The organism is Kribbella sp. NPDC000426 (assembly GCF_040300265.1).
Lineage (GTDB): Bacteria > Actinomycetota > Actinomycetes > Propionibacteriales > Kribbellaceae > Kribbella.
In genome coordinates, this window is record NZ_JBEPDK010000013.1 from 87387 (window position 1) to 111285 (window position 23899).

A 23899-nucleotide genomic window follows, 5' to 3' on the forward strand; every position below is an offset into this window, starting at 1 on the left:
CGGTCACCGGCATGGATGAGACAGTCGACCGGCAATGGGTCGTTGACCTCGTGGGGGCCACGATCGAGGAGGATCTGGCCGGCGGCGTCGACGTCACCACCACGGCCACCGTCGACCCGGACCAGATCTCGGTCGCCGAGCTGGTCGCGCGCGCCGACGGTGTGGTGGCCGGGCTGGAGATCGCCGAGCTCGTACTGCGGCTGGTCGCCGCCCCGGACGAGCTCGAGATCGAGCACTCCGTTCGTGACGGCGCATCCGTGCAGGCCGGCGCGATCCTGATGACGGTCCGCGGCAAGACCCGTCAGCTGCTCACCGCCGAGCGCACCACGCTGAACCTGCTGTGCCACCTGAGCGGTGTCGCCACCCTGACCCGGCGCTGGGTCGACGCGGTCGCCGGCACCGGCGCGGTCATCCGCGACACCCGCAAGACGATGCCGCTGCTGCGGACCCTCGAGAAGTACGCCGTCCGCTGCGGCGGCGGCAAGAACCACCGGATGGGGCTGTCCGACGCCGCCCTGATCAAGGACAACCACGTCATCGCGGCCGGCGGCGTCGCCGAGGCGTACCGGCTGGTGCGCAAGGCTTACCCCGACATCTCGATCGAGGTCGAGGTCGACTCGGTCGAGGACGCGCTGATCGCGGTCGAGTCCGGCGCCGAGCTGATCCTGCTCGACAACATGGACGTTCCGCTGCTGCGCGAAGCGGTCGAGAAGGTCGGCGGCCGGGCGCGGCTCGAGGCCTCCGGCGGACTGACGCTGGACAAGGCCCGGGCGGTGGCCGAGACCGGGGTCGACTTCCTCGCGGTCGGCGCGCTGACCCACTCGGCGCCGGTGCTGGACATCGCCCTGGACCTGAAGGACGTCTGATGTTGCTGGCCGTCGCCGTCGAGAACACCAGGACGCTGGTCGGCCTGGTGTTCGAAGGCACGGTCAAGCGGCATTGGTGGGTCGGCACGGACCCACGGCGTACGGCGGACGAGTGGGCCGTGCTGCTGCAGGGGCTGCTCGCCGGTGAGTCGCCGGTGTCCGGGATCGCCGTCTGTTCCGCCGTGCCGCATGTGCTGCACGAGCTGCGGGACGTGGTCTCGCGCTACTACCAGGACGTGCCGAGCGTCGTCGTCGAGCCGGGTGTGAAGACCGGACTGCCGGTGCTCGTCGACAACCCGCGAGAGGTCGGCACGGACCGGATCGCGAACGCGCTGGCCGCGGTGCACAAGTACGGCGCTCCCTGCCTGATCGTCGACGTCGGCACGGCGATCACGATCGACGTGGTCAACCCGGCCGGCGCGTTCATCGGCGGAGTGATTGCCCCAGGCATCGAAACCGCGACCGACGCGCTCGGGTACGCCGCCGCGCAGCTGCGTCGCGTCGAGCTGGTTCGGCCGCGGTCCGTGGTCGCGAAGAACACGGTCGAAGCGCTGCAGTCCGGCGCGATCCACGGCTTCGCCGCGCTGGTCGACGGTCTGGTCGCACGCATCCGGACCGAGCAGTCCTTGAACGCGGAGAGTCCCGTCGTCATCACTGGCGCCCTGGCGCCGCTGCTGACCGGCCAGCTGACCACGCCGGTCCGCGACGAACCGTTGCTGACATTGCACGGTCTGTACCAGGCCTACGCGCGCAACCACGGCTGAGCTTTAACCTCTTGTGCCCTTGAGGTGATCTGCATCACCATGAGGGCAGCTACTTTGGGGGGAAGCCATGAGAGCTACTTATCGGGTACTGGCCGGTCTCATTGCCATCGGGGTGCTGGTCCAGGCGGGAGCGATCGCGCTCGCCTGGTTCACGGTTCTCAAGGACGTCGACGACGGCTCGGTGTTCAGCAAGGACACCGACGCCAATGTCGGACACATGATCCACACGATCGTCGGGAGCGGCGTCATTCCGCTCCTTGCGATCCTGCTGCTGGTCGTCTCGTTCTTCGCCAAGGTCGAGGGCGGCGTCAAGTGGGCGCTGTTCGTGTTCGGCATGGTCGTCCTGCAGTTCGGGCTGGCCGCGCTGTCCTTCGGTCTACCTGCGGTCGGCGCGCTGCACGGCCTGAACGCGTTCGCCCTGCTCGCGGTCGCCGTGACGGCCTCGCGCCGGGCGGCCGGTCCGGCGGTGGCGGCCGGGGCTTCCCCGGCGGCGACCACCGAGGCGACCACCTAGATGCCCTTGGCAACTGACAGGTGGCGGTCGTGAGTGTGCGACCGCCGTCTCGTCGCACGCTGATCGCGATCGCCGCGACGATCGTCGTGCTGGCGCCGATCGTGTTCTTGTGGACGCGCAGCCTGGTCCCGAACGATCTTTCGCCGATGTCGATGGGCTACCCCGACTACGGCGGCGGTCCGGTGTCGGAGCATCTCCATCACGGCGAGGACGTCAGCCAGCTGACCGGTCCGCCGACCCAGAAGCCCGACGTGGCGGTGGATCTGGTCGCCCGCAAGGAGCGCTTCGACATTCCGGGCCGCGGTTCGATGGACGGCTTCACACTGAACCACACCTCGCCCGGGCCGCGGATCGTCGCAAAACAAGGCGATCTGGTGCAGGTCACCCTGCACAACGAGAACGTGGCCGACGGGATCACGCTGCACTGGCACGGTGTCGACGTACCGAATGCCGAGGACGGTGTTGCGGGCGTCACCCAGGACGCAGTCAAGCCGGGGCAGTCGTTCGTGTACCGCTTCATGGCCAAGGATGCCGGCACATACTGGTATCACTCGCACCAGGTATCGCACGAGCAGGTGCAGAAGGGTCTGTACGGCGTACTGATCGTGCAGCCGTCTCCTGACGACGTGATCGCCGCCGTCCACACCTACGACAAGGTCCGCACGGTCAACGGCGAGTACGGCGAACGCCACGTGAAGGCACCTGGTCCGACGGCCCGCGTGCGCTTGATCAACACCGACAACGGACCGATGCCGGCCTGGGTCGACGGCGCGCCGTACAAGGTGGTCGCGGTCGACGGGACCGACCTGAACGCGCCGACCGAGGTGAGTGGCAAGTCCGTGCTGGTCACGGCCGGCGGGCGGATCGATCTCGAAGTACGCACGGACAAACCAGTGCGGATCGGGCTCGGTGGCGGACCGACGACGCTGGTGATCGGGGACGGTGACGCCCCGACGGGGACCGAGCCGAGGGACCGGGTCGATCTGCTGACGTACGGGTCACCGAAGGCGATCGGGTTCGATCCGGCCAAGGCGACGCGGGTGTTCCGGTACGACATCGGTCGGCGGATCGGCTTCTTCGACGGGAAGCCCGGGCTGCGGTGGTGGACGATCAACGGGCACACGTACCCGGACGTGCCGATGTTCGTGGTGAGCGAGGGCGACATCGTCCGGATGACGATCAAGAACACCTCGGGCCAGGTCCATCCGATGCACCTGCACGGCCACCACCTCGTCGTCCTCAGCCGGAACGGCGTGCAGGCCACCGGGAGCCCGTGGTGGACAGACTCTCTCAACGTCGAGGACAAGGAGAGCTACGAGGTGGCCTTCGTCGCGGACAACCCGGGTATCTGGATGGACCACTGCCACAACCTGCCGCACGCGGCACAGGGCCTGATCACGCACCTGATGTACAACGGCGTCAGCACGAAGTTCCACCTCGGCGGCGGGCCGGGCAATCACCCCGAGTAGATCGGGCGGCCGACGGTCAACGCCGTACGGAGGGTGTCGGGAAGGTTGTTGAAGACCGAGTCGGGCTGCGTGCCGGTCGCGTCCAGCGTCTTGGAGAAGAACGCGCGCGCCGCGGCGGCCAGCACGACATCGAGTACGTCGGCGTCGCTCAGGCCGAGTGCTTTCAGCCCGTCGACGTCTTCCTGGGTGACCTTGTCGGCCCCCAGTGCGACCTTCCGGGCGAAGGCCATCACGGCCTCGTCGACCGGGTTGTTCGGCGGCTCGTCGACGAGCGCGGCCACCTCCTCGGCTGTGTAGAACTTGTCGGCCAGTACCTGTCCGTGCGCGAGGCTGCAGTAGCTGGATCTGAGCGCGGTCGCGGCCGCCAGCGTGGCCAGCTCGTAGCGGCGCAGGTCCATGGACTCCTTGATCGCGCCGTTGAGCTGTTTCCAGGCGTCGTACACGGCCTGCCGTGCGGCGAAGGTCTGGACGAAGTTGGGCACGTGCCCGGCCGGTGCCCGGTTCGCGTCGAAGAACGCCGGGTCACTGGGTGTGTCGATGAACGCCATCGTGGTTTCCCCCTCTGTGGCTCCTCTCACGGTAGGAGCGTGATACCGATCCGGCAACGGTGATGGGGATCGGGTACTCCCGACTGGGTATGGTTCACGAGGTTTGGTTGTGAGGCAGCTGAGACGAGGTGGTTCGAGTGCGGCGGATGCTCGCCGTGGCGCTGGCAGTGGTCGCGGGTGCGACCTTGCTGACCGCGTGCGCCTCGGATCCGGCGCCGAGCGACGTGGCCGTGGCCTGGGCGCCCAAGGGCCGGGCCGCGGTGCTGGTGACCTGGAAGGACGCCAACCAGCCGAACCGGATCACGATCGAGGGTGTGCTCAGCGAGAGCCCGTCGTACGTGAAGTACATCCCGGCCGGTGACCCGAACCGCTGGGAGATCCCGACCTCGGCGTTCCCGCCGGACGGGAACTACAAGGTCGCGGTGGCGACCGGGACGTCGCAGGGCGGCGTGACCAGCAAGCTCACCAAGTCGCCGGTGTTCGACACCGACGGACCGGTGCGCCCGAGCGCGGCCGCCGTGGCACCGCAGGGGCGCGGGGTGCTGATCAGGTGGTCGGTGCCGGTCGCGCCGCAGGACTTCACCCCGAACGACCCGCTGGACATCAAGGGCAAGAAGACCCAGCGGTACGTGCCGATGATCGGACGGCCCGGCGAGCGGCTGAAGGCGATCGGCCCGGCCACGACGTCGAACCGGCAGGTGATCAAGAGCATCAAGCCGCCGTACGCCTTCCAGCTCCGGACGACGAACGAGTGGAGCACGCAGATCGGCGGGCAGGTCCTCGGTCTGACCAGCTCGATCAGCGGCGCGGTGCCGCCGCTGGCGCAGTACAGCGTGCCGATCCGGGTCCGCGGGCGGGTCATCCTGCACCAGGTCGGCTGCGACCTGGAGAGCCCGTGCACGAGCCAGCGGGCGACTCCGGCCGGCGTGCCGGTCGTGGTCCTCACACAGGTCACGCCGGGCTCGCGATGGACCCCGGCGGCGCGCGGCACGACGACGGCGGGCGGGTACTACGACATCGGCGTACCGACCGCGGGGAGCAGGCCGTACAAGATCACCGTGCCGGTGTACTCGAAGGCCGGCATGATCACCGGGACCTCGACCAGCAAACCGGGGTACACGAAGAGCGTCGTCCGGGTCGCGTCGGCAGGATTCGCCGGTGGGGACACGGCGAAGAAGGCCGGCTCGATGGTGACGATCTCGGCGACGGTCAAACCCGCCATGAACACGATTGTGATGCTGCAGGCCTGGAACCGGCAGACCCGCACCTGGGCGAACCTCAAGGCGATGGCGATGCGGCAGGGCCAGACCGCGCTGGCGTTCAAGGCCGGCCAGCCGGGCGACTTCGTCTACCGGTTCGTGATCCCGGGCGCGATGATGTTCGGCCGTCCGATGCAGGGCATCACCACGGCCGGTCTGCAGCTACACGTCCGCTGACGCGGCCGGCTTCGGCGCCGGTACGTCGGTGTGCTTGTGCCGCTTGCGCACCTTGTGGACGACGTACAGCGCGACCGCGACGGCCGCGATGCCGACCAGCGCCCACAGCGACACCCGGCCGAAGATCTTGTCGGCGTTGTCGCCGATCTTGTAGGCGACGATGCCGATCGTGGCCGACCAGGCGATACCGCCGGCGGCGTTGGCGGCCAGGAAGCGCGGGTAGTGCATCCGCAGCATGCCGGCCATCGGGCCCGCGAAGATCCGCAGCAGCGCGACGAACCGGCCGAAGAACACCGTCCAGACGCCGTACTTGTGGAAGTACCGCTCGGCGCGGACGATCCGGTCCTCGGAGAAGTGGTGGAACCGCCGGCCGAGCCGCTCGAACAACCGGCGGCCCGCCTTGCGGCCGACGAAGTACCCGATCGAGTCGCCGATGATCGCGCCGGCGGCAGCCGCCAGGATCACGAACTCGATCTTCAGATGGTGCTGCGAGGCGAGCAGCGCGGCCGCGACCAGGGTGGTCTCACCCGGCAGCGGGACGCCCATGCTCTCGACGCCGATGACGAGTCCGACCACCAGGTACGCGAGCACCGCCACTCCGGTCGGGATGGCGATCGCCTGCGCGAGCAACAAAGGTTCCCCCATGCACCCATAGTGACATCGAGGGACAACCGATTTGGTGACAGGGCAACTAAGTCCGGGGGATTTCAGGGTTGTGGCCGTTCTCCGACGGGATCGCCACCGGAGCGGGTGTCTCGCCGGTGAACGCCTTGGTGACGTTCTGCAAGGCGCTGGTGACCTCGGACGGGATGACCCAGAACGTGTTGCCGGGGCCTTTCGCCAGTTCGGGCAGCATCTGCAGGTACTGGTAGGCGAGCAGTTTCGGGTCCGGGTCGTTGCGGTGGATCGCGTCGAACACCGTGTCGATCGCCTTCGCCTGGCCCTCGGCCCGCAGGATCGCGGCCTGCCGGTCGCCCTCCGCGGTCAGGATCCGCGACTGCCGCTGGCCCTCGGCGTTCAGGATCGCGGCCCGCTTCTCCCGCTCGGCCCGCATCTGCTTCTCCATCGACTCCTTGATCGACGCCGGCGGCTCGATCGCCTTCAGTTCGACCCGGTTCACCCGGATCCCCCATTTGCCGGACGCCTCGTCGAGGACGCCGCGCAGGATCGAGTTGATGTGCTCGCGCGAGGTCAGCGTCTTCTCCAGGTCCAGCGCGCCGATGACGTTCCGCAGCGTGGTCACGGTCAGCTGCTCGATGGCCTGGATGTAGTTCTGGATCTCGTACGCCGCCGCGCGCGGATCGGTGACCTGGAAATACAGCACCGTGTCGATGTGGACGACCAGGTTGTCCTCGGTGATGACGGAGTTCGGCTGGAACGAGACCACCTGCTCGCGCAGGTCGATCAGTTGCCGGGGCCGGTCGACGAACGGGATCACGATGTTCAGTCCGGGCTCCAGCGTGCGCAGGTACCGGCCGAGGCGCTCGACGTTGCTCGCCCGTGCCTGCGGGACGATGCGGACGGTCCGCAGTACCAGCACGACCGCGAGCAGTGCGACGACGATTCCGATGATCAGTTCGGCCATGGCTCCTCCTGAGGGTGGACGAGGGCGGTGGCCCCCTCGATGGCGAAAACATCGACCCGGGTGCCTGCCGGGATGTGCAGGTGCGGGTCGTACGACCGGGCGCTCCATTCCTCGCCGCCGATCCGGACGCGACCGGTGTCCCGGTCACACGCAGCGAGCACCACGGCCTCTCGCCCGATCAGGGCAGCCACCCCGGTGCGCAAACGCGGATGCCCGGTCAGGTGCCGGCGAGCGACGGGCCGGACCAGGACGGCCAGCGTGGCGGCGGTGACCGCGAAGGTGAGCACTTGGAAGCCGATACCGAGTCCGAGCCCGGCGATCGCCCCGGCGGAGAGCGCCGCGATGGCGAGCAGGAGCAGGTCGAAGGTCGCTGCCATCAACTCAGCCGTGCCGAGGACGGCGGCGACGATCACCCAGAGCACCCAGGACTGCATGACAAGTACCTCTACTCCGAAGGTACTCCTGGATACGTCGTTCCGTAGCTAACGGTTCAGCTGTCTTCCGGCACCTTCCCGATCGGTACGACGGCGAACAGTGAGCTGATCTGGCGGGCGCCGGCCGGGTGGTCGCTCTGCGTGCGCTTCTTCTTGAACCGGTCGACCAGGTCGTTCAGCTCCTGGCCGAACCGGACGGCTTCGTCGTGGCTCAGCCACAACCTGGACCGGCTCATCGTGCTGACGTCGTCCCACGGGTCGTCCTCGGGTAACTCCTGGAATTGCTCGAGCACCCCGGTCATCGCGGTCCGCATGATCGCGTGACCGGCCAGCCGCCCGGCCCCGCCGGTGGTCGAGTCGATCCGCAGGCTCGCGGCCCGCGCCCGCCACGGTCGCTCCCGGCCGTCCGCGGACTCCTCGGCGCGCTCGATGATGCCCCACTTCTCCAGCGCCCGCAGGTGATAGCTCATCGCCGACGGCGTGAGGCCGGCGATCTCCGCGCACTCGGTCGCGGTCAGCACCTTGCCGTTGTAGAGCTCGTCGATCACCCGCTGCCGGGCCGGGTGGGCCAGGGCGCGGATCGCCTGCGGATCGGAGATCACCACAACGGGCTTCTGCTTGGCCACGACGTCAGCGTAGCGAAACCCTTGACGGATCGGAATATGAAGCATTAACTTCACATCTATGAAGCAAACCCTTCAGACTTCGATCTGGTCGCACCGCGACATCCGCCTGGTGCTGCCCGCCCGTGCGCTCTCCTATGCAGGTGACTCGATCGCGCTGATCGCGTTGATGCTGCGTGTCTCCGACGGCCACGGTCCGGCCGCGATCACCGCCCTGCTGCTCGCGTTCGCGGTACCGACCGTCGCGATGATCCCGTTCGCCGGGCGGATCGTGGACGGGTTCGACTCCCGCACGGTCCTGGTCTGGTCGGGTTTGCTGCAGGTCGCGGCCGGCGTCGGCCTCGCCTTCGTCCACGACCTGGTCAACACGCTGCTCCTGGTCTGCGTCCTCCAAGTTGGGCAGGCCGTCGCGGGCCCCGCCTGGGGAGCGCTGATCCCACGGATCGTCGGCGAGGAACTCGTCGGCCGGACCACCGGGACCAGCCAGGCCTTGATCGGGGTTGCGACGCTCGCGGGTTCGGCTGCCGGTGGCGTGCTGGTCGGAGCGGCCGGGACCCGCGGGGCGCTGCTCGTCGACGCCGGGACCTTCCTGGTTCTCGTCATCGTCGCCCGCCTGGTTCAGACCCGCCGCAGGCCGGAGCCGGCTACCGCGGACCAGCGCGGCGGGGTGTCGGCCGGGCTGCGGGCCATCTTCGGGGACGACGTACTGCGGGTCCTGGTGCCGGCGCTCTGGTTGTTCGTCGTCGCCGGTGAAGCGGTGAACGTCGTCGAGGTCTTCCTGATCACCGGCGAACTCGGCCTCGGACCGAGCCTGTACGGCGCGGCGGGTGCGGCGACCGGCGCCGGCGCGATCCTCGGCGCCTGGTACAGCGGCCGGCTGCGTAGTGACCGGGCACGGTCCATGGCGGTCGTGGCCGGGATGGCGGCGATCGGCGGATCCAGCGTGCTGATGGGCCTGGCCGGGAACTTCGTGACGCTGATGATCGGGGCCACGACGATCGGCGTCGGCAGCGGGCTGCTGAACGCGGCGACCAGCGCCCTGCTCGTGATGCGGTCGGCCGAGGCGGTCCGTGGCTCGGTGATCGCGGCGCTGAACGGGACGGTCCGGTCCTTCAGCATCCTGGCGATGCTGCTGGGCGGTCTGGCGGGCGCGCTGCTCGGTCCCCGCGGGACGTTCGTGACCTGTGGCGTGGCCTGCGCGGTGGCCGCCGCGGCGGTCGGCGCTCTCCTCGCCCGGGTGAAGGACGGAACAAAGGATTCGGAGCTGGAGGCGGTCAGTCACTAGCCTTGAGCCATGACTGATACGCACGTGGACCCGGTGAACCCCGACAACGGGCAGGACGACCTGCCCGAGCAGATGCGGGTTCGCCGGGAGAAGCGTGACCGTTTGCTGGCCGAAGGTGTCGAGCCGTACCCGATCTCGGTGCCGCGGACCCACCTGCTGAAGGACCTGCGGGCGAAGTACGACAGCCAGGATCTGGAGCCCGACACCCGGACCGGCGAGCAGGTCTCGGTGGTCGGCCGGGTGATCTTCCTGCGCAACACCGGCAAGCTGTGTTTCGTCCGGCTCCGGGAGGGCGACGGGACCGAGCTCCAGGTGATGCTGTCGCTCGCCGATCTCGGCGAGGAGGAGCTGGCCCGGTTCAAGCAGCTCGTCGACATCGGTGACCTGCTCGCCGTTCAGGGCGAGGTGATCACCAGCCGGCGCGGTGAGCTGTCGGTGCAGGTGACCGGGTGGCAGATGGCCGCCAAGACGCTGCGTCCGCTGCCGAACGAGCACAAGCCGCTCAGCGAAGAGGCCCGCGTCCGGATGCGGTACGTCGACCTGATCGTCCGGCCCGAGGCCCGCGAAATGGTCCGCGCGAAGGCCGCCGTGCTGAAGTCACTGCGCGCGACCTACGACGGGCACGGTTTCGTCGAGGTCGAGACGCCGGTGCTGCAGCTGACCAACGGCGGCGCCGCGGCCCGCCCGTTCAGCACGCACCTGAACGCCTTCGACCAGGAGATGAAGCTGCGGATCGCGCTCGAGCTCGACCTCAAGCGCGCGATGATCGGCGGCGTCGACCGGGTCTACGAGATCGGCCGCACGTTCCGTAACGAGGGGCTGGACTCCACCCACTCGGCGGAATTCTCGATGATCGAGGCCTATCAGGCCTACGGCGATTACGACTCGATGGCCGAACTCATCCAGGAGCTGATCCGGAACGCGGGCCGTGCGATCGGTCGTACGACGATCACCGGGCGCGACGGTTCGATCATCGACATCGAGCAGCCGTTCCAGCACGCGACGCTTTTCGGGCTGCTCTCCGAGGCCGTCGGCGAGAGTGTCGACGTGACCACCGACCTGGCCGCGCTGACCAAGTTGGCCGAGCAGCACGACGTCGAGCTGCAGCCGGGCCGGAATGCCGGTGAGATCGCGGTCGACTTGTTCGAGAAGCTCTGTGAGCACACGCTGATCCAGCCGACCTTTGTCCGCGACTATCCGGAGTCGGCGCGGCCGTTGGCCAAGCCGCACCGCGAAATTCCGGGCCTGGTCGAGGCCTGGGACCTGTTCTTCAACGGCGTCGAGCTCGGGGTCGCGTACTCGGAGCTGAACGACCCGGTGATCCAGCGCGATCGCCTGGTGTCGCAGTCGTTGCTGGCCGCGGCCGGCGATCCGGAAGCGATGGAGCTGGACGAGGACTTCCTCCGGGCGATGGAATTCGGGATGCCGCCGGCCGGCGGCATGGGGATGGGCCTGGACCGGTTGGTGATGCTTCTCACCGGAACCGGTATCCGGGAGACGATTCTCTTCCCGTTGCTCCGGCCGGAATGATGCTCCGAATCCCTCCGCAGATCGTTGCATAGCACAACGGACTCGTTCGGCAAATTTGGGGTCAATTCATTCCGGTCCAGCCGGTTTCGGACCGGATGAATACTCAAAGTTACGACGGCTGCGCGGCGTCGATGAATGACACGAACCCGGTTTGTGCGGTACAAATCAGGTGCTAACAATTCGGCAGGGGGATTGTGCCCGATGGCGGGCGCGGAAAGGTTGTCATCGATGGCGCAAAGGGTTCAGGTGGTTCTCGAGGACGATCTCGACGGCGGTAAGGCCGACGAGACCGTCACCTTCGGGCTGGACGGAACGACGTACGAGATCGACCTGTCCAAGAAGAACGCCGCAAAACTGCGTGACGCACTGGCCGCTTATGTCGGCTCCGGGCGCCGGGTCTCCGGCCGCCGCGGCGGTGCGGGCCGGACGCGTGGCCGCGGCCGCTCGGCCTCGGACTCCGCCGACATCCGGGCCTGGGCCAAGGACAACGGCTACGAGGTCAGCGAGCGGGGCCGGATCTCCGCCGAGGTGCGCGCGGCGTACAACGAAGCCAAGTAACTTTTTCTTCACCCCGGTCCCGGCCCCCTTAACGGGGTGCCGGGACCGTCCGCATTCCGGTTGTTTCACAGAGTGGGACACGGCGTGTCGGATCTGATGACTGACCGGACAGGTAGTCGGGGAAATTCGCTGGTGGCGAACATGCTGTCTGATCGGGTCCACGCGGGAACACGCTGGTGATCAGTGCGGTTGTCCCCTTGTGATGCCGCCCGGGCCGTCGACGGAAGCGTGATCGGATGTTCGCCGAGAGCGAGCCTGTCGGCGCCGGGGACTAGCATGCATGTACGGGGGTCGGCCACCACGGCACGTCCGACTCCTCTGAGGCAAGGAGCGCTTTGGCGATGTTTGAACGATTTACGGACCGCGCCCGTCGGGTAGTCGTCCTGGCTCAGGAAGAGGCCAGGATGCTCAGCCACAACTACATCGGGACCGAGCACATCCTGCTCGGCCTGATCCACGAGGGTGAAGGGGTCGCCGCCAAGGCTCTCGAGAGCCTGGGTATCTCGCTCGAGGCCGTTCGTTCCCAGGTCGAGGAGATCATCGGCCAGGGGCAGCAGGCCCCGAGCGGGCACATCCCGTTCACCCCCCGCGCCAAGAAGGTGCTGGAGCTCTCCCTGCGCGAGGCCCTGCAGCTGGGCCACAACTACATCGGCACCGAGCACATCCTGCTCGGCCTCATCCGCGAGGGTGAGGGTGTCGCCGCGCAGGTCCTGGTCAAGCTCGGTGCGGACCTGAACAAGGTCCGGCAGCAGGTCATCCAGCTGCTGAGCGGTTACCAGGGCAAGGAGGCCTCGACTGCCGGCGCGCCCACGGAGGGCGCACCCAGCAGCTCCCTGGTGCTCGACCAGTTCGGCCGGAACTACACCCAGTCCGCTCGTGAGGCGAAGCTCGACCCGGTGATCGGGCGCGAGACCGAGATCGAGCGGGTCATGCAGGTGCTGTCCCGGCGGACCAAGAACAACCCTGTCCTGATCGGTGAGCCGGGTGTCGGCAAGACCGCCATCGTGGAAGGTCTGGCCCAGCAGATCGTCCGTGGTGACGTCCCGGAGACGCTGAAGGACAAGCAGATCTACTCCCTCGACCTGGGCGCCCTGGTAGCCGGTTCGCGCTACCGCGGTGACTTCGAGGAACGCCTGAAGAAGGTGCTCAAGGAGATCCGCACCCGCGGTGACATCGTGCTGTTCATCGACGAGATCCACACCCTCGTCGGGGCCGGTGCGGCCGAGGGCGCGATCGACGCCGCGAGCATCCTGAAGCCGATGCTGGCCCGTGGTGAGCTGCAGACGATCGGCGCGACCACCCTCGACGAGTACCGCAAGTACGTCGAGAAGGACGCCGCGCTCGAGCGCCGGTTCCAGCCGATCCAGGTGGCCGAGCCCTCGATCGCGCACACGATCGAGATCCTCAAGGGCCTCCGCGACCGGTACGAGGCGCACCACCGGGTGACGATTACCGATGCCGCGCTGGTGAACGCCGCGCAGATGGCCGACCGGTACATCTCGGACCGGTTCCTGCCGGACAAGGCGATCGACCTGATCGACGAGGCCGGGGCCCGGTTGCGGATCCGCCGGATGACGGCTCCGCCGGACCTGCGCGAGTTCGACGAGAAGATCGCGACCGTTCGCCGGGAGAAGGAGTCGGCGATCGACGCGCAGGACTTCGAGCGCGCCGCGCGGCTGCGTGACGACGAGAAGAAGCTCATCAACGCGAAGTCCGAGCGGGAGAAGCAGTGGAAGGCCGGCGACATGGACGTCGTCGCCGAGGTCGACGAGGAGCTGATCGCCGAGGTGCTCAGCACCGCGACCGGCATCCCCGTGTTCAAGCTGACCGAGGAGGAGTCCTCCCGGCTGCTGGACATGGAGAAGGAGCTCCACAAGCGCTACATCGGCCAGGAGGACGCGGTCAAGGCGCTGTCCCGCTCGATCCGGCGGACCCGCGCCGGGCTGAAGGACCCGCGTCGCCCGAGCGGCTCGTTCATCTTCGCCGGCCCGTCCGGTGTCGGTAAGACCGAGCTGTCGAAGGCGCTGACCGAGTTCCTGTTCGGCGACGAGAACGCGCTGATCAGCCTCGACATGTCGGAGTACTCCGAGAAGCACACGGCCTCGCGGCTGTTCGGCTCCCCGCCGGGGTACGTCGGCTACGAAGAGGGTGGCCAGCTGACCGAGAAGGTCCGCCGCAAGCCGTTCTCCGTGGTGCTGTTCGACGAGGTCGAGAAGGCCCACCCGGACATCTTCAACTCGCTGCTGCAGATCCTGGACGAGGGTCGTCTGACCGACGCCCAGGGCCGCGTGGTCGACTTCAAGAACACCGTCATCATCATGACCACGAACCTCGGCACCAAGGACATCGCCAAGTCGGTGAGCCTCGGCTTCGCCCAGGCCAACGATGTCGGCGGTTCGTACGAGAAGATGAAGGCGAAGGTCACCGAGGAGCTCAAGCAGCACTTCCGGCCCGAGTTCCTGAACCGCGTCGACGAGATCGTGGTCTTCCACCAGCACACGATGGACGACATCGTCCGGATCGTGGACCTGATGGTCGCCCAGATCGAGCAGCGGCTGAAGGACAAGGACATGGGGATCGAGCTCACCCCGGCGGCGAAGAAGCTGGCCGCCGAGCGTGGCTTCGACCCGGTGCTGGGTGCCCGTCCGTTGCGCCGCGCACTGCAGCGTGACATCGAGGACGTGCTGGCCGAGAAGATCCTGTTCGGGGAGCTGCGTCCGGGCCAGATCGTCCTGGTCGACGCGATCCCCGAGGGCAAGGTCAACGACGACGGCGTGACCGAGTTCTTCACCTTCAAGGGCAACGAGAAGTCCTCGGCGTCCGACCTGGAGCTGACCGACCTGACCGCCGGCGGCGGCACCGGTCCGGCTTCCGGCGTCCAGGACTCGTAACAAGCGCCACCCCAGAAGGCCCCGCTCCGGCGGGGCCTTCTGCATGTCCGCAGGCCCGCAGTGGTCCAGGCCGGAGTACTGCGCCTCGGCTCTGCGTACCGCTGCGACACGCCTGATTTGCGCGAAGGCTACTGACTGGTCGTATCGTCCTGCGGAGCGTAACCACTTCGATACGGGAGTGGGTCGCGTCCGCCAACGTATCGATGGGAAGATCGCGCAACTGCTGATGAAGCAGTTACCTACCGCCTGTCTACCGCGTTGTTAACCCTGTGAGCACGCTGTTCGGACCCGGACTGTCGGAAAGGGGGCCGGGGATGGAATCATCTCGTCGCATGGACGCTCCGCGTCTGCCCCTGACCCAGGAACCGGTCGCTGACACCGGTTCCTTTGGCGTGCGGCAGGCCGGCGGTGTGCTCGAGCGGGCCCAGCGGATCGCGGACACGTTGCGCGAGCAGGCCGAGCACGAGAACGACCTGGCCCGCGACGAGGCCGACCGGATCCGCGCCGAGAACGAGCGCCTGAAGGCTGAGGCCGAGGCAGCCGCCCGCAAGCTCCGGACCGACGCGATGGCGGCCGCCCAGCGCGTCCTGAACGACGCGGAGCGGGCCGCCGAACAACTCCGCACCGGCTCCGAGGCCGAGGCCGAGCGGGTCCGTTCCGAGGCCGAGGACGCCGCCGACCGGCTGCGTGCCGAGTCCACCGCCGAAGCCGATCGGGTCCGCCGCGATGCTGCCGCCGCGGCCGAGAAACTGACAGCCGACGCGAACGCGGAGGCCGAGCGGGTCCGGTCCGAAGCCACCGCGATCGCGGAGCGGCTGAAGACCGAGTCGGAGTCTGCCGCCGAGCAGTTGCGCGCCACCGTCGCCGACGAGGTCGCGAAGCGCCGGGCGGAGTCGGAGGCAGCGGCCGAGAAGTTGCAGCTGGAGAGCCAAGCGGCCGCCGACCAATTGCGGGCCGAGTCGCAAGCGGCGGCGCAGCGACGGATCGCAGCGGCCGAGAGCGAAGCGGCTCGCGTGAAGGAAGAGGCCGACGAGCTCCTCGAAGAGGCCCAGCTGGCCCGCGAGTCCGCACAGGCCACCGTCGAGCGGGCCGGCAAGGAGGCGCAGCAGCTGGTCTCGGACGCCGGTGAGCAGGCTGGCCTGGTGTCGCAGGCCGCCGCGCGCAACGAAGCTGCCCTGATCGCCCGGGCCGAGTCCGAGGCCGCCGACCTGCGGGCCGCGGTCGAGCGCGAGGTCGAGGTGGCCCGGGAGAAGTCCCGGCGCGAGATCGGCGAGGCGCATGCGGAGATCGAGCGGCTGCGCGGCGAGAACCGCACCGAGCTCGAGCGTCGTACTGCGGAGCTGGAGGAGACCGAGCGGGCCAAGCTGGCCGCGATCTCGCTGGAGATCGACAAGCTGCGGGCCGAGGCCGTCGCCGAGATCGCCGAACGCAAGGCCGAGACCGAAGCCGGCAACGAGCGGCTGATGGCCGACGCGCGGGCCCAGGCCAAGCTGGTCGTCGACTCGATCGAGGCGGACCGGCGGACCGCGTCCGCCGAGGCGCAGCGGATCGTCGAGGACGCCAACAGGGCGGCCGAGGCGGCGATGGCCGAGGCCGAGAAGCAGACGCTGTGGAGCAAGAAGACCGTCGACGACCTGATCGGCGCCGCCGAGAAGGAGGCCCAGTCGATCCGCGACGCGGCCGCTGCGGAAGCCACCGAGCTGATGCGTCAGAAGCGTGCGCACCTGCGTCGCGTCGTCGGCCGCTCGACCAGCCGCCTGAAGCAGACCCAGGAAGCGATCGCCAAGGAGAACGCGGAGCTGACCGCGCTGGCCGAGACGACGCTGTACTCCGCCGGCGAGCAGGCCGAGGCGACCCTGGCCGCCGCCAAGCGGGAGGCCGAGAAGGTCACCGCCCAGGCGCAGTCCCGGGCCGACCGGCTGAAGGGCGCGGCCGCCAACGACGCCCGCGAGATCATCGAGCGGGCCAACCGCCGGGAGGCCGAGGCGGAGGCCGCGACCCAGCATCTGCGCGAGCGCGCGGCCAACGACCTGGCCGAGGCGCAGCGTCAGTCGCACGAGCTGATCCGCAAATCGCGGGGCGAAGCCCAGCAGTTGGAGGCCCAGGCGCGCGACCACGCCGATAGTCTGCGCGCACAGGCACGAAAACTTCTCGCCGAAGCCGAGGCGAGGGTCGCGGCGTTGAACCAGCGCCGTGATGAGATCACCAAGGAGCTCACCCAGCTTTCGGGTGTGATCGAGGCACTCGCTGTACCGGGGTTCCGCCCAGGTGGTGGAATGTCCTCCAGTGAGGGTTCCACGGGGGAATCAGGATGAGGACGTGACAGTCAGATCCTTGTCAGTGACAATGTGTGATCCACCCACCCATCGAAGTGAGCATCGGAAAACATGAGCAGTGAAAGCCCAACCCCGTTCCGTACCGTTCTGCGTGGCTACGAGCCTGCCCAGGTGGACCAGCACATCCGTGAGCTGACCACCTCTCTGACTGCGCTGCAGCAGCAGTCCGAGCAGCTGCAGCGTCATGTGCAGGAGCTGCAGTCCCGCACGGACGCAGCGGAAGCGGCCGTCATCTCCGCCCAGGAGGACTCCAAGGACCGGACGCCGACGTTCACCGAGTTCGGTGAGCGCGTCGCGAAGATCCTGTCGCTGGCCGACGACGAGGCCCGTGACCTGGTGACCCGCGCCCGCACCGATGCGGAGGCGATCGTCGCCGACGGTGAGGCGCACGCGAAGAAGGTCCGCAAGGAGGCCGAGCAGTACTCCCTGGACTGGAAGAGCGAGGTCGACGCCGAGGCCGCCCGGATCCTCGAAGAGGCCCGGACCCAGGCCGACGACATGCGCGACGAGGCCGAGCGCGACGCCACCGCGCGCCGCAGCGAGGCCCAGGCGCTGTACGAGCAGGAGCGGGCCAAGTCCGCTCAGGCCGCGGCCGCCTTCGAGACCACCCTGGCCGAGCGCCGGGGCAAGGTCGAGCAGGAGTTCGCTGCCCGCACCGCGCTGGCCGAGCAGCAGCTGGCCGCCGTCACCGACCGCGCCGCCCAGGTGCAGCGGGAGGCCGACCGGTCGCGTTCCGAGGCCGAGCGGTTGTCGCAGCAGCAGCTGGCCGACGCCAACCGGCAGGCCCAGGAGATCGTCGCCGCCGCGAAGGACAAGTCCGAGCGGATCCGCGCCGAGTCCGAGCGTGAGCTCGCCGCCGCGACGCAGCGCCGGGACAGCATCAACGCGCAGCTGACCAACGTCCGCCAGATGCTGGCGACGCTGTCCGGCAGCCCGGCGATGCCGCTCGACCTGCTGGCCGACGACGAAGAAGAAGCCGCCGGCAGCAAGAAGAACTGAAGCAGCACCTAAGGGGCCGGCTCGAGTCGTCGAGCCGGCCCCTTGCTATGCCGGGAGTCGGTAGCGTTTGCGGGCGAGCGGCTCGACGAGGCCGTCGGCAACTAATCCGTCCAGCGCGCGTTCGCGTTGTACGGCGTCCGGCCAGGTCGCGTCCAGCTTGTCCTTGGAGACCGGCGCCGATGCGGCCCGCAGTACGGCGAGGAGCCGGCCGCGGGCCTGGCGGTCGGTGCCTTCGTATGTCTGGCCCCGACGCGGCGGGCCGTCGTACGGCGGGCTGCCGGCGCGGACCCAGGCGCACTGCGAGCGGATCGGGCAGTCGGAGCAGTTCGGCGTACGGGCGGTGCAGATGAGGGCGCCGAGCTCCATCGAGGCGACGGCCCAACGTGCGGCTGTCGGCTCGTCGGCCGGAAGCGCACTGGTTGCCAGCCGCTGATCCGCGGCGGTGGGGGAGATGGTCGGCTGGGCGACGCCGGTCAGGGCTCGGGCGAGGACCCGGCGGACGTTCGTGTCGACGACGGCATGACGTTGGCCGAAGGCGAACGACGCGATCGCAGCGGCCGTATAGGTCCCCACGCCCGGCAGCGCGAGCAGTGCGGCGTGGTCGTCCGGTACTTCGCCGCCGTGACGCTCCACAATCGCCTGAGCCGCCGCGTGCAGCCGCAGGGCGCGCCTGGGGTACCCGAGCCGGTCCCAGGCCCTCACAGCCTCACCAGGGGCCGCTGCGGCCAGGTCCACCGGCTTCGGCCACCGCTCCAGCCAGCTCCGGTACGCCGGCAGCACCCGGTTCACCGGTGTCTGTTGCAGCATGAACTCGCTGACCATCACCGCCCACGCTCCCGCGTCCGGCTCCCGCCACGGGAGCACGCGGGCGTTGGCGTCGTACCAGCGCAGTACCGGGTCGTGGAGGGCTAGCGGCGAGCCTGAGTGGTCCAGCACAGTGCCGATATTAGAGTGCGCTTCATGAGCAGCCTGCTCCGTCCGGTCGGGCACCTGCCCGCCAGCGTGTACTGGTTCCGCCGGGGACTGGTGCTCGCGGTCGTAGTTGTGCTGGTCTTCCTGGTCTCCCGGCTCTTCTCCGGCGGCGGCGACGCGCAGAACACCGCCGCGACCGATCCGCAGCCGAACCCGTCCGGCGCCCCGCCGGCCTCGGCACCGAGCACCTCCCCGAGTACGACGCGGACGCCGACTCCGAAGCCGACGAAGACCACGCCGCCCGCGGACCTGGCCTGCAAGGGTTCCGACGTACGCATCGACGCGCTGCCGGGCAACCGGAAGATCGTCTCCGGCTCGATGCTGAACTTCGTCGTCCAGCTGAGCCCGGTCGACGACGAGTGCAAGGCAACGATCGACAACGACAAGCTGACCGTCACCGTCACGTCGGGCAAGGACCTGATCTGGAGCACCAGCCAATGCGGCAAGGTGATCCAGACCGCCACCCTGGTCGTTGCCAAGGGCAAGCAGGCGGCCGTCACGGTGCCGTGGAACGGGCACCGTTCCGGGCCTGGCTGTCTACCGGCGCAACCGGTCGCCAAGCCCGGAACGTACGTCGTCAAGGCCGAGTACGACGGCCACCTGTCGAGTGCACAGGCCTTCCAGGTCGTCTAGGCCTCGACCGGCTGGGTCGCCGTGTCGGGCTTCTTCTGCAGGTACGACGGCGCCACGAAGAACAGGGCCGCGACCAATCCGATCAGCAGCACGGCGGCCGGCAGCAGCAGCGACTGCGCCATCGAGTCACTGAACCCTTGCCGCACGGCCTCCGGCAGCTTTCCGGTGAAGCCTTCGGACGCACCGCCACTCATTCCCGGCAGGTTGTGCGCCAGCCGCGACTCCATCAGTACGGCGATGCTCGCGCTGCCCAGTACTGCGCCGACCTGACGAGTCGTGTTGTAAACGCCGGCGCCGGCACCGGCCTGGTGCATCGGCAGGTTCCGCGTCGCGGTCGTGCCGAGCGGCGCCCACATGAATCCGTTGGCCACACCAAGCAATGCGATCGGCAGCAGCAGTTTCCAGATCGCGACGTCGGGCTCGATCACCTGGCTCATCCAGAACATCGACACCGAGCAGCACAGCAGTCCGAACCCGGCGATGAACCGCGGCGGCGTCCGGTCGACCAGCCGGCCGACGAACGGCGCGAGCGCGCCCGAGATGACCGCCATCGGCACCAGCAGCAGTGCCGCCCTGGTCGGCGACAGCCCGCGGACCGCCTGTGCGTACAGCATCAGCGGGAACGCCATCGCGGTGATCGCGAACCCGACCGTGGTGATCGCGACGTTCGCCAGCGAGAAGTTGCGGTCCTTGAACAGCCCCAGCGGCAGCAGCGGCTCACCGCGGTTGCGGGACTGCCAGAAGACGAAGATCGCCAGCACGACCAGGCCGGAGATGATCAGCGACCAGACCGTGATCGGACCCTTGATCTGACCCCAGTCGTACTTCTGCCCCTCCTGGATGCCGAACACCAGCAGGAACAGACCGATCGCGCTCAGCGCGACGCCGATCAGGTCGAACTTGTGCTTGTGCGTCGGCAGGTCCGGCACCAGTCGCAGCGCCAGGAAGAAGCCGACCACGCCGACCGGCGCGTTGATGAAGAAGATCCACTGCCAGCCGAGCCCGTCGACGAGCACGCCGCCGAGGATCGGGCCGACCAGCGTCGCCACACCGGCAGTCGCGCCCCACAGGCTCATCGCCCGGCCGCGCTGGTCCGGCGGGAAGATCCGGGTGATGACGGCCATCGTCTGCGGCGTCATCATCGAGGCGCCGAGGCCCTGGAAGACCCGGGCCACGATCAGCATCTCGATCGTGTTCGTCAGCCCGCACCAGACCGACGCGAGCGTGAACAACGCCAGTCCGGCCAGGTAGAGCTTCTTCGGGCCGATCCGGTCGCCGAGGCGTCCGGTGATCAGCAGCGGTACGGCGTACGCCAGGAGGTAGGCGCTCGTCACCCAGACCACGGTGCCGACGTCCGACCCGAGGTCCTCGAGGATCGCGGGGGTCGCGACCGACACGATGGTCGAGTCGACCAGGATCATGAAGAAGCCGAGCACCAACGCCCACAGTGCGGGCCAGGGCCGCACCTCGGGCCTCACTGCGTCTTGTCCGGTTGCCATTCCAGGTCCTTGCTCTCGATACGTTCGATGATGTTGGTGAGGTAGTCGCGTTCGGCCGCGACCTGGGCCCGGACATAGGTGCCGGCCAGCCAGTACGGCTCCGGAACGGCGCGGGCCTTGGCGCTGTCCATCGCCTTGTCCACGTCGGCCAGCCAGAAGTCCATCTCCTCGATCCGGCGGCGGAACCGCAGTACGGCGTCCTCGGCGTCGAGGTTGTGCGCCTCGGCGAGGAACACCGGGAAGACCGGGTACTCGTAGACGAAGGTCTCGATCCCGCTCTCGACCCGGCGGATCATCGCCTCCCGGCCGGCCGGGGTGATCTCGTACGTGGTCCGCTCGGGCCGGTTCCCGGCCCGGTCGGTGCCGATCGCCCGGACGTATTCCTGACCGGCCAGCCGCTCGACCGTGTGGTAGAGCGAACCCGGCCGGACCTTCACGATCCGGTGGTTGTGGCGGCTGACGAGCAGTTGGTACATCTCGTAGGCGTGCATCGGCTTCTCCTCGAGCAACGCCAGCACCGAGATCGCCAGCGGGGTGAGGTCGGCCATGATCCTCCAGGTGGATTGTTCCGCGCCAAATGTTCCATGTGGAGTATTAGTCGATCCGCGCCGAAATGCAAGACGCCTCCGGTTCTTTCACGAACCGGAGGCGTCTGGTGACGTTCAGTTGCTAGACGTAGCGTTCCAGGATGCTGGACTCGGCCAGCCGGGACAGGCCCTCGCGGACCGTGCGGGCCCGGTTCTCGCCGACGCCCTCGACCGTCTGCAGGTCGTCGATGCTTGCCGCGAGCAACTTTTGTAGGTGGCCGAAGTGGTCGATCAGCCGGTCGATGACCGCACCCGGCAGGCGCGGCACCTTGGCCAGCAGCCGGTAGCCGCGCGGGGTGACCGCGGCGTCGAGCTGCTCGGCGCCGCCGAGCTGCAACGCGCGGGCGACCTGGCCGATGTCGAGCAGGTCCGTCGGGCTGACCGCGTCCAGCTCGAGCAGTACGTCGTCGGCCGTCTTGGGCTTGCGCCCCGTGGCCGGCGGGAGGTAGTCCCGGACGACCAGTTCGCGTTCGCCGGCGACGCCGGCGACGAGCTCGTTGAGCTGCAGCGTGAGCAGCCGGCCGTCGGTGCCGAGCTCGACGACGTATCCGTCGATCTCGGTGGCGATCCGGCGGACCATCTCCAGCCGCTGTGCGACCGCGGCCACGTCGCGGACCGTGACCAGGTCCTCGATCTCGAGCGCGGACAGCGTGCCGGACACCTCGTCCAGCCGCAGCTTGTAGCGCTCGAGGGTGGCCAGGGCTTGGTTCGCGCGGGACAGGATCGCGCCGGAGTCCTCGAGCACGTACCGCTGGTCGTCGACGTACAGCGCGATGATGTGCATCGACTGCGAGACCGAGATCACCGGGAACCCGGTCTGCCGCGCGACCCGGTCGGCGGTCCGGTGCCGGGTGCCGGTCTCCTGGGTGACGATCGCCGGGTCCGGCATCAGGTGTACGGCGGCCTGGATCAGCCGGGTCGCGTCGCGGTCGAGGACGATCGCGCCGTCCATCTTGCTCAGCTCGCGCAGTCCGGTCGCGGTGAACTCGACGTCGATCTCGAAGCCGCCGGTGGAGATCGCGTCGACGGCCTTGTCGTGACCGAGCACGATCAGTGCGCCGGTCCGGCCGCGCAGGATCCGTTCCAGGCCTTCGCGCAGTTCGGTGCCGGGCGCGACCGCCGCGAGTGTCGAACGCAGGCGGGCGCCGGTGCTGTTCTTGTCCGTGTTCGGTGCCACGGAACCTGAGTCTATGCGGTTACGCGGACGCAGTTGTGCGGATATCTGCCGCCCGGCCGGACACACCCGCTGCCGCGAGGTCCGCAGTTGCGGTTGCGCGTGCACCCGCCCGTGCATCCGGACCGTGCAGTACTGGATTCCCGCGTGATCACGCGGGACCGCGGTCCGACGGTTGTCGCGTCAGGGGCAGCGGATGACCTGACCGGCGTACGACAGGCCGCCGCCGAATCCGAACAGCAGCACCGGCGCGCCGGACGGGATCTCGCGCTTCTCGACCAGTTTCGACAGCGCGATCGGGATGCTCGCGGCCGAGGTGTTGCCGGACTCCACCACGTCCTTCGCGACGACCGCGTTGGTCGCGCCGAGCCGCTTCGCGAGCGGCTCGATGATGCGCAGGTTGGCCTGGTGCAGGACGACGCCGCCGAGCTCGTCGGGCTTCAGCCCGGCCTTCTCGCAGACCTGCTGGGCGATCTCGGGCAGCTGCGTGGTGGCCCAGCGGAAGACGCTCAGGCCCTCCTGCTGGAACGGGCCCTCGCGCCCCTCGATCCGGACCGCGTCGGACATCTCCGGCACCGAACCCCAAACGACCGGGCTGATCCCGGGGTCCTCGTCGGCGACCACTACCGCCGCGCCGGCGCCGTCGCCGATCAGCACGCAGGTGGTGCGGTCGGTCCAGTCGGTCCAGTCGCTGAGCTTCTCGACGCCGATCACGACGGCCTTCGTCGCGGCGCCGGCCCGGATCGCCTGGTCGGCGGTCGCCAGCGCATACGCGAACCCGGAGCAGGCGGTGTTCAGATCGATCGCCGCCGGGTTGCCGAGGCCGAGCCGGGCGGCGACGCGGGCAGCGATGTTCGGCGAGCGGTCGATCGCCGTACAGGTGGCGACGACCACGTAGTCGATCTCGGCGACGTCCAGGCCGGCGTTCGCGATCGCCTTGTCGGCGGCCCGCCAGGCCATCTCGTCGACGGACTCGTCCGGGGCCGCGATCCGGCGCTCGCGGATGCCGACCCGGCTCTGGATCCACTCGTCGTTGGTCTCGACCATGGTGGCGAGCTCGTCGTTGGTGAGCACCCGTTCCGGCTGGTAGTGGCCGAGCGCGACAACTCTTGATCCGGTCATCAGATGCTCCTGCAGTCATCCGGGGGATACCCAGGTTCGACGATGAACCCGGCGTGGGGGCGCCCCCAGAGTAC

22 protein-coding genes are annotated in these 23899 nt (G+C 68.7%); 12 read left to right on the forward strand and 10 right to left on the reverse strand.

The window, feature by feature from the left end; translation table 11 throughout:
* The first annotated feature begins 11 nt into the window (after window positions 1-11).
* The 4 genes from nadC to ABT313_RS43490 all read left to right on the forward strand — a co-directional run bounded on the left by nadC (window position 12) and on the right by ABT313_RS43490 (window position 3613).
* The gene (nadC, locus tag ABT313_RS43475; protein ID WP_350866759.1) at window positions 12-866 is read left to right on the forward strand and encodes a carboxylating nicotinate-nucleotide diphosphorylase; all 855 of its coding nucleotides are present in this window, start codon (window positions 12-14) and stop codon (window positions 864-866) included.
* Complete coding sequence (locus ABT313_RS43480) at window positions 866-1630, forward strand: type III pantothenate kinase (RefSeq protein WP_350866761.1); 765 nt, start codon at window positions 866-868, stop codon at window positions 1628-1630. The genes nadC and ABT313_RS43480 overlap by 1 nt, the downstream gene beginning before the upstream one ends.
* 67 nt (window positions 1631-1697) lie before the next feature.
* Window positions 1698-2144, forward strand: coding sequence for a hypothetical protein (locus ABT313_RS43485; RefSeq protein ID WP_350866763.1), 447 nt, complete (start codon window positions 1698-1700; stop codon window positions 2142-2144).
* Between the two features lie 29 nt (window positions 2145-2173).
* Complete coding sequence (locus ABT313_RS43490) at window positions 2174-3613, forward strand: multicopper oxidase family protein (protein ID WP_350866765.1); 1440 nt, start codon at window positions 2174-2176, stop codon at window positions 3611-3613.
* Here ABT313_RS43490 and ABT313_RS43495 read toward each other — a convergent pair.
* Entirely contained in the window at window positions 3601-4191 is a 591-nt protein-coding gene (locus tag ABT313_RS43495; protein WP_350866767.1) for a carboxymuconolactone decarboxylase family protein, read from the reverse strand. The genes ABT313_RS43490 and ABT313_RS43495 overlap by 13 nt on opposite strands.
* 116 nt (window positions 4192-4307) lie before the next feature.
* Between ABT313_RS43495 and ABT313_RS43500 the strand changes: the two genes are divergently transcribed.
* Window positions 4308-5597 (forward strand): hypothetical protein, encoded by a 1290-nt coding sequence (locus ABT313_RS43500; protein WP_350866837.1) that lies wholly within the window; start codon window positions 4308-4310, stop codon window positions 5595-5597.
* On the opposite strand, the gene ABT313_RS43505 is transcribed toward ABT313_RS43500, so the two are convergent.
* Genes ABT313_RS43505 through ABT313_RS43520 form a run of 4 tightly spaced genes read right to left on the reverse strand, consistent with a single transcriptional unit; the run spans window position 5583 to window position 8242 of the window.
* On the reverse strand, window positions 5583-6242 hold the full coding sequence (locus ABT313_RS43505) for a DedA family protein (RefSeq protein WP_350866769.1): 660 nt from the start codon (window positions 6240-6242) through the stop codon (window positions 5583-5585). The two genes, ABT313_RS43500 and ABT313_RS43505, sit on opposite strands and share 15 nt — an antisense overlap.
* Window positions 6243-6288: 46 nt before the next feature.
* Entirely contained in the window at window positions 6289-7182 is an 894-nt protein-coding gene (locus ABT313_RS43510; RefSeq protein ID WP_350866771.1) for an SPFH domain-containing protein, read from the reverse strand.
* Entirely contained in the window at window positions 7170-7616 is a 447-nt protein-coding gene (locus tag ABT313_RS43515; RefSeq protein ID WP_350866772.1) for an NfeD family protein, read from the reverse strand. The genes ABT313_RS43510 and ABT313_RS43515 overlap by 13 nt, the downstream gene beginning before the upstream one ends.
* A gap of 56 nt (window positions 7617-7672) precedes the next feature.
* Window positions 7673-8242 carry an ArsR/SmtB family transcription factor gene (locus tag ABT313_RS43520; RefSeq protein ID WP_350866774.1) on the reverse strand — a complete coding sequence of 190 codons (570 nt, stop codon included), beginning with the start codon at window positions 8240-8242 and terminating at the stop codon, window positions 7673-7675.
* 58 nt (window positions 8243-8300) lie between these two features.
* Here ABT313_RS43520 and ABT313_RS43525 point away from each other — a divergent pair, with 58 nt between their 5' ends.
* The 6 genes from ABT313_RS43525 (at window position 8301) to ABT313_RS43550 (ending at window position 17838) form a co-directional block, all read left to right on the forward strand.
* Window positions 8301-9524 (forward strand): MFS transporter, encoded by a 1224-nt coding sequence (locus tag ABT313_RS43525; RefSeq protein WP_350866776.1) that lies wholly within the window; start codon window positions 8301-8303, stop codon window positions 9522-9524.
* A 9-nt stretch (window positions 9525-9533) separates the two neighbouring features.
* Window positions 9534-11054 carry a lysine--tRNA ligase gene (gene lysS, locus ABT313_RS43530; RefSeq protein WP_350866778.1) on the forward strand — a complete coding sequence of 507 codons (1521 nt, stop codon included), beginning with the start codon at window positions 9534-9536 and terminating at the stop codon, window positions 11052-11054.
* Between the two features lie 228 nt (window positions 11055-11282).
* The gene (locus tag ABT313_RS43535; RefSeq protein ID WP_350866779.1) at window positions 11283-11612 is read left to right on the forward strand and encodes a histone-like nucleoid-structuring protein Lsr2; all 330 of its coding nucleotides are present in this window, start codon (window positions 11283-11285) and stop codon (window positions 11610-11612) included.
* A 341-nt stretch (window positions 11613-11953) separates the two neighbouring features.
* Window positions 11954-14503 carry an ATP-dependent Clp protease ATP-binding subunit gene (locus tag ABT313_RS43540; protein ID WP_350866781.1) on the forward strand — a complete coding sequence of 850 codons (2550 nt, stop codon included), beginning with the start codon at window positions 11954-11956 and terminating at the stop codon, window positions 14501-14503.
* Between the two features lie 332 nt (window positions 14504-14835).
* A complete protein-coding gene (locus ABT313_RS43545; RefSeq protein ID WP_350866783.1) occupies window positions 14836-16818 on the forward strand; it encodes a coiled-coil domain-containing protein in 1983 nt (660 codons plus the stop codon).
* Between the two features lie 72 nt (window positions 16819-16890).
* Window positions 16891-17838, forward strand: a complete 948-nt coding sequence (locus ABT313_RS43550; RefSeq protein WP_329003832.1) for a DivIVA domain-containing protein — start codon at window positions 16891-16893, stop codon at window positions 17836-17838.
* Between the two features lie 45 nt (window positions 17839-17883).
* Here ABT313_RS43550 and ABT313_RS43555 read toward each other — a convergent pair whose 3' ends face one another.
* Window positions 17884-18774, reverse strand: coding sequence for an HhH-GPD family protein (locus ABT313_RS43555; RefSeq protein ID WP_350866785.1), 891 nt, complete (start codon window positions 18772-18774; stop codon window positions 17884-17886).
* A gap of 24 nt (window positions 18775-18798) precedes the next feature.
* Between ABT313_RS43555 and ABT313_RS43560 the strand changes: the two genes are divergently transcribed.
* Window positions 18799-19443: a hypothetical protein gene (locus ABT313_RS43560; RefSeq protein WP_350866787.1), complete on the forward strand. Its 645-nt coding sequence runs from the start codon at window positions 18799-18801 to the stop codon at window positions 19441-19443.
* Here the strand turns inward: ABT313_RS43560 and ABT313_RS43565 are convergent.
* From ABT313_RS43565 to ABT313_RS43580, 4 genes are all read right to left on the reverse strand, one after another.
* Window positions 19440-20942, reverse strand: a complete 1503-nt coding sequence (locus ABT313_RS43565; protein ID WP_350866789.1) for a DHA2 family efflux MFS transporter permease subunit — start codon at window positions 20940-20942, stop codon at window positions 19440-19442. The two genes, ABT313_RS43560 and ABT313_RS43565, sit on opposite strands and share 4 nt — an antisense overlap.
* A complete protein-coding gene (locus ABT313_RS43570; RefSeq protein WP_350866791.1) occupies window positions 20918-21490 on the reverse strand; it encodes a PadR family transcriptional regulator in 573 nt (190 codons plus the stop codon). Before ABT313_RS43570 ends, ABT313_RS43565 begins: the two co-directional genes overlap by 25 nt.
* Before the next feature lie 121 nt (window positions 21491-21611).
* Window positions 21612-22706: a DNA integrity scanning diadenylate cyclase DisA gene (disA, locus tag ABT313_RS43575; protein WP_350866793.1), complete on the reverse strand. Its 1095-nt coding sequence runs from the start codon at window positions 22704-22706 to the stop codon at window positions 21612-21614.
* Window positions 22707-22886: 180 nt separating this feature from the next.
* Window positions 22887-23825 carry a beta-ketoacyl-ACP synthase III gene (locus ABT313_RS43580; protein WP_350866794.1) on the reverse strand — a complete coding sequence of 313 codons (939 nt, stop codon included), beginning with the start codon at window positions 23823-23825 and terminating at the stop codon, window positions 22887-22889.
* Between the last annotated feature and the right edge of the window lie 74 nt (window positions 23826-23899).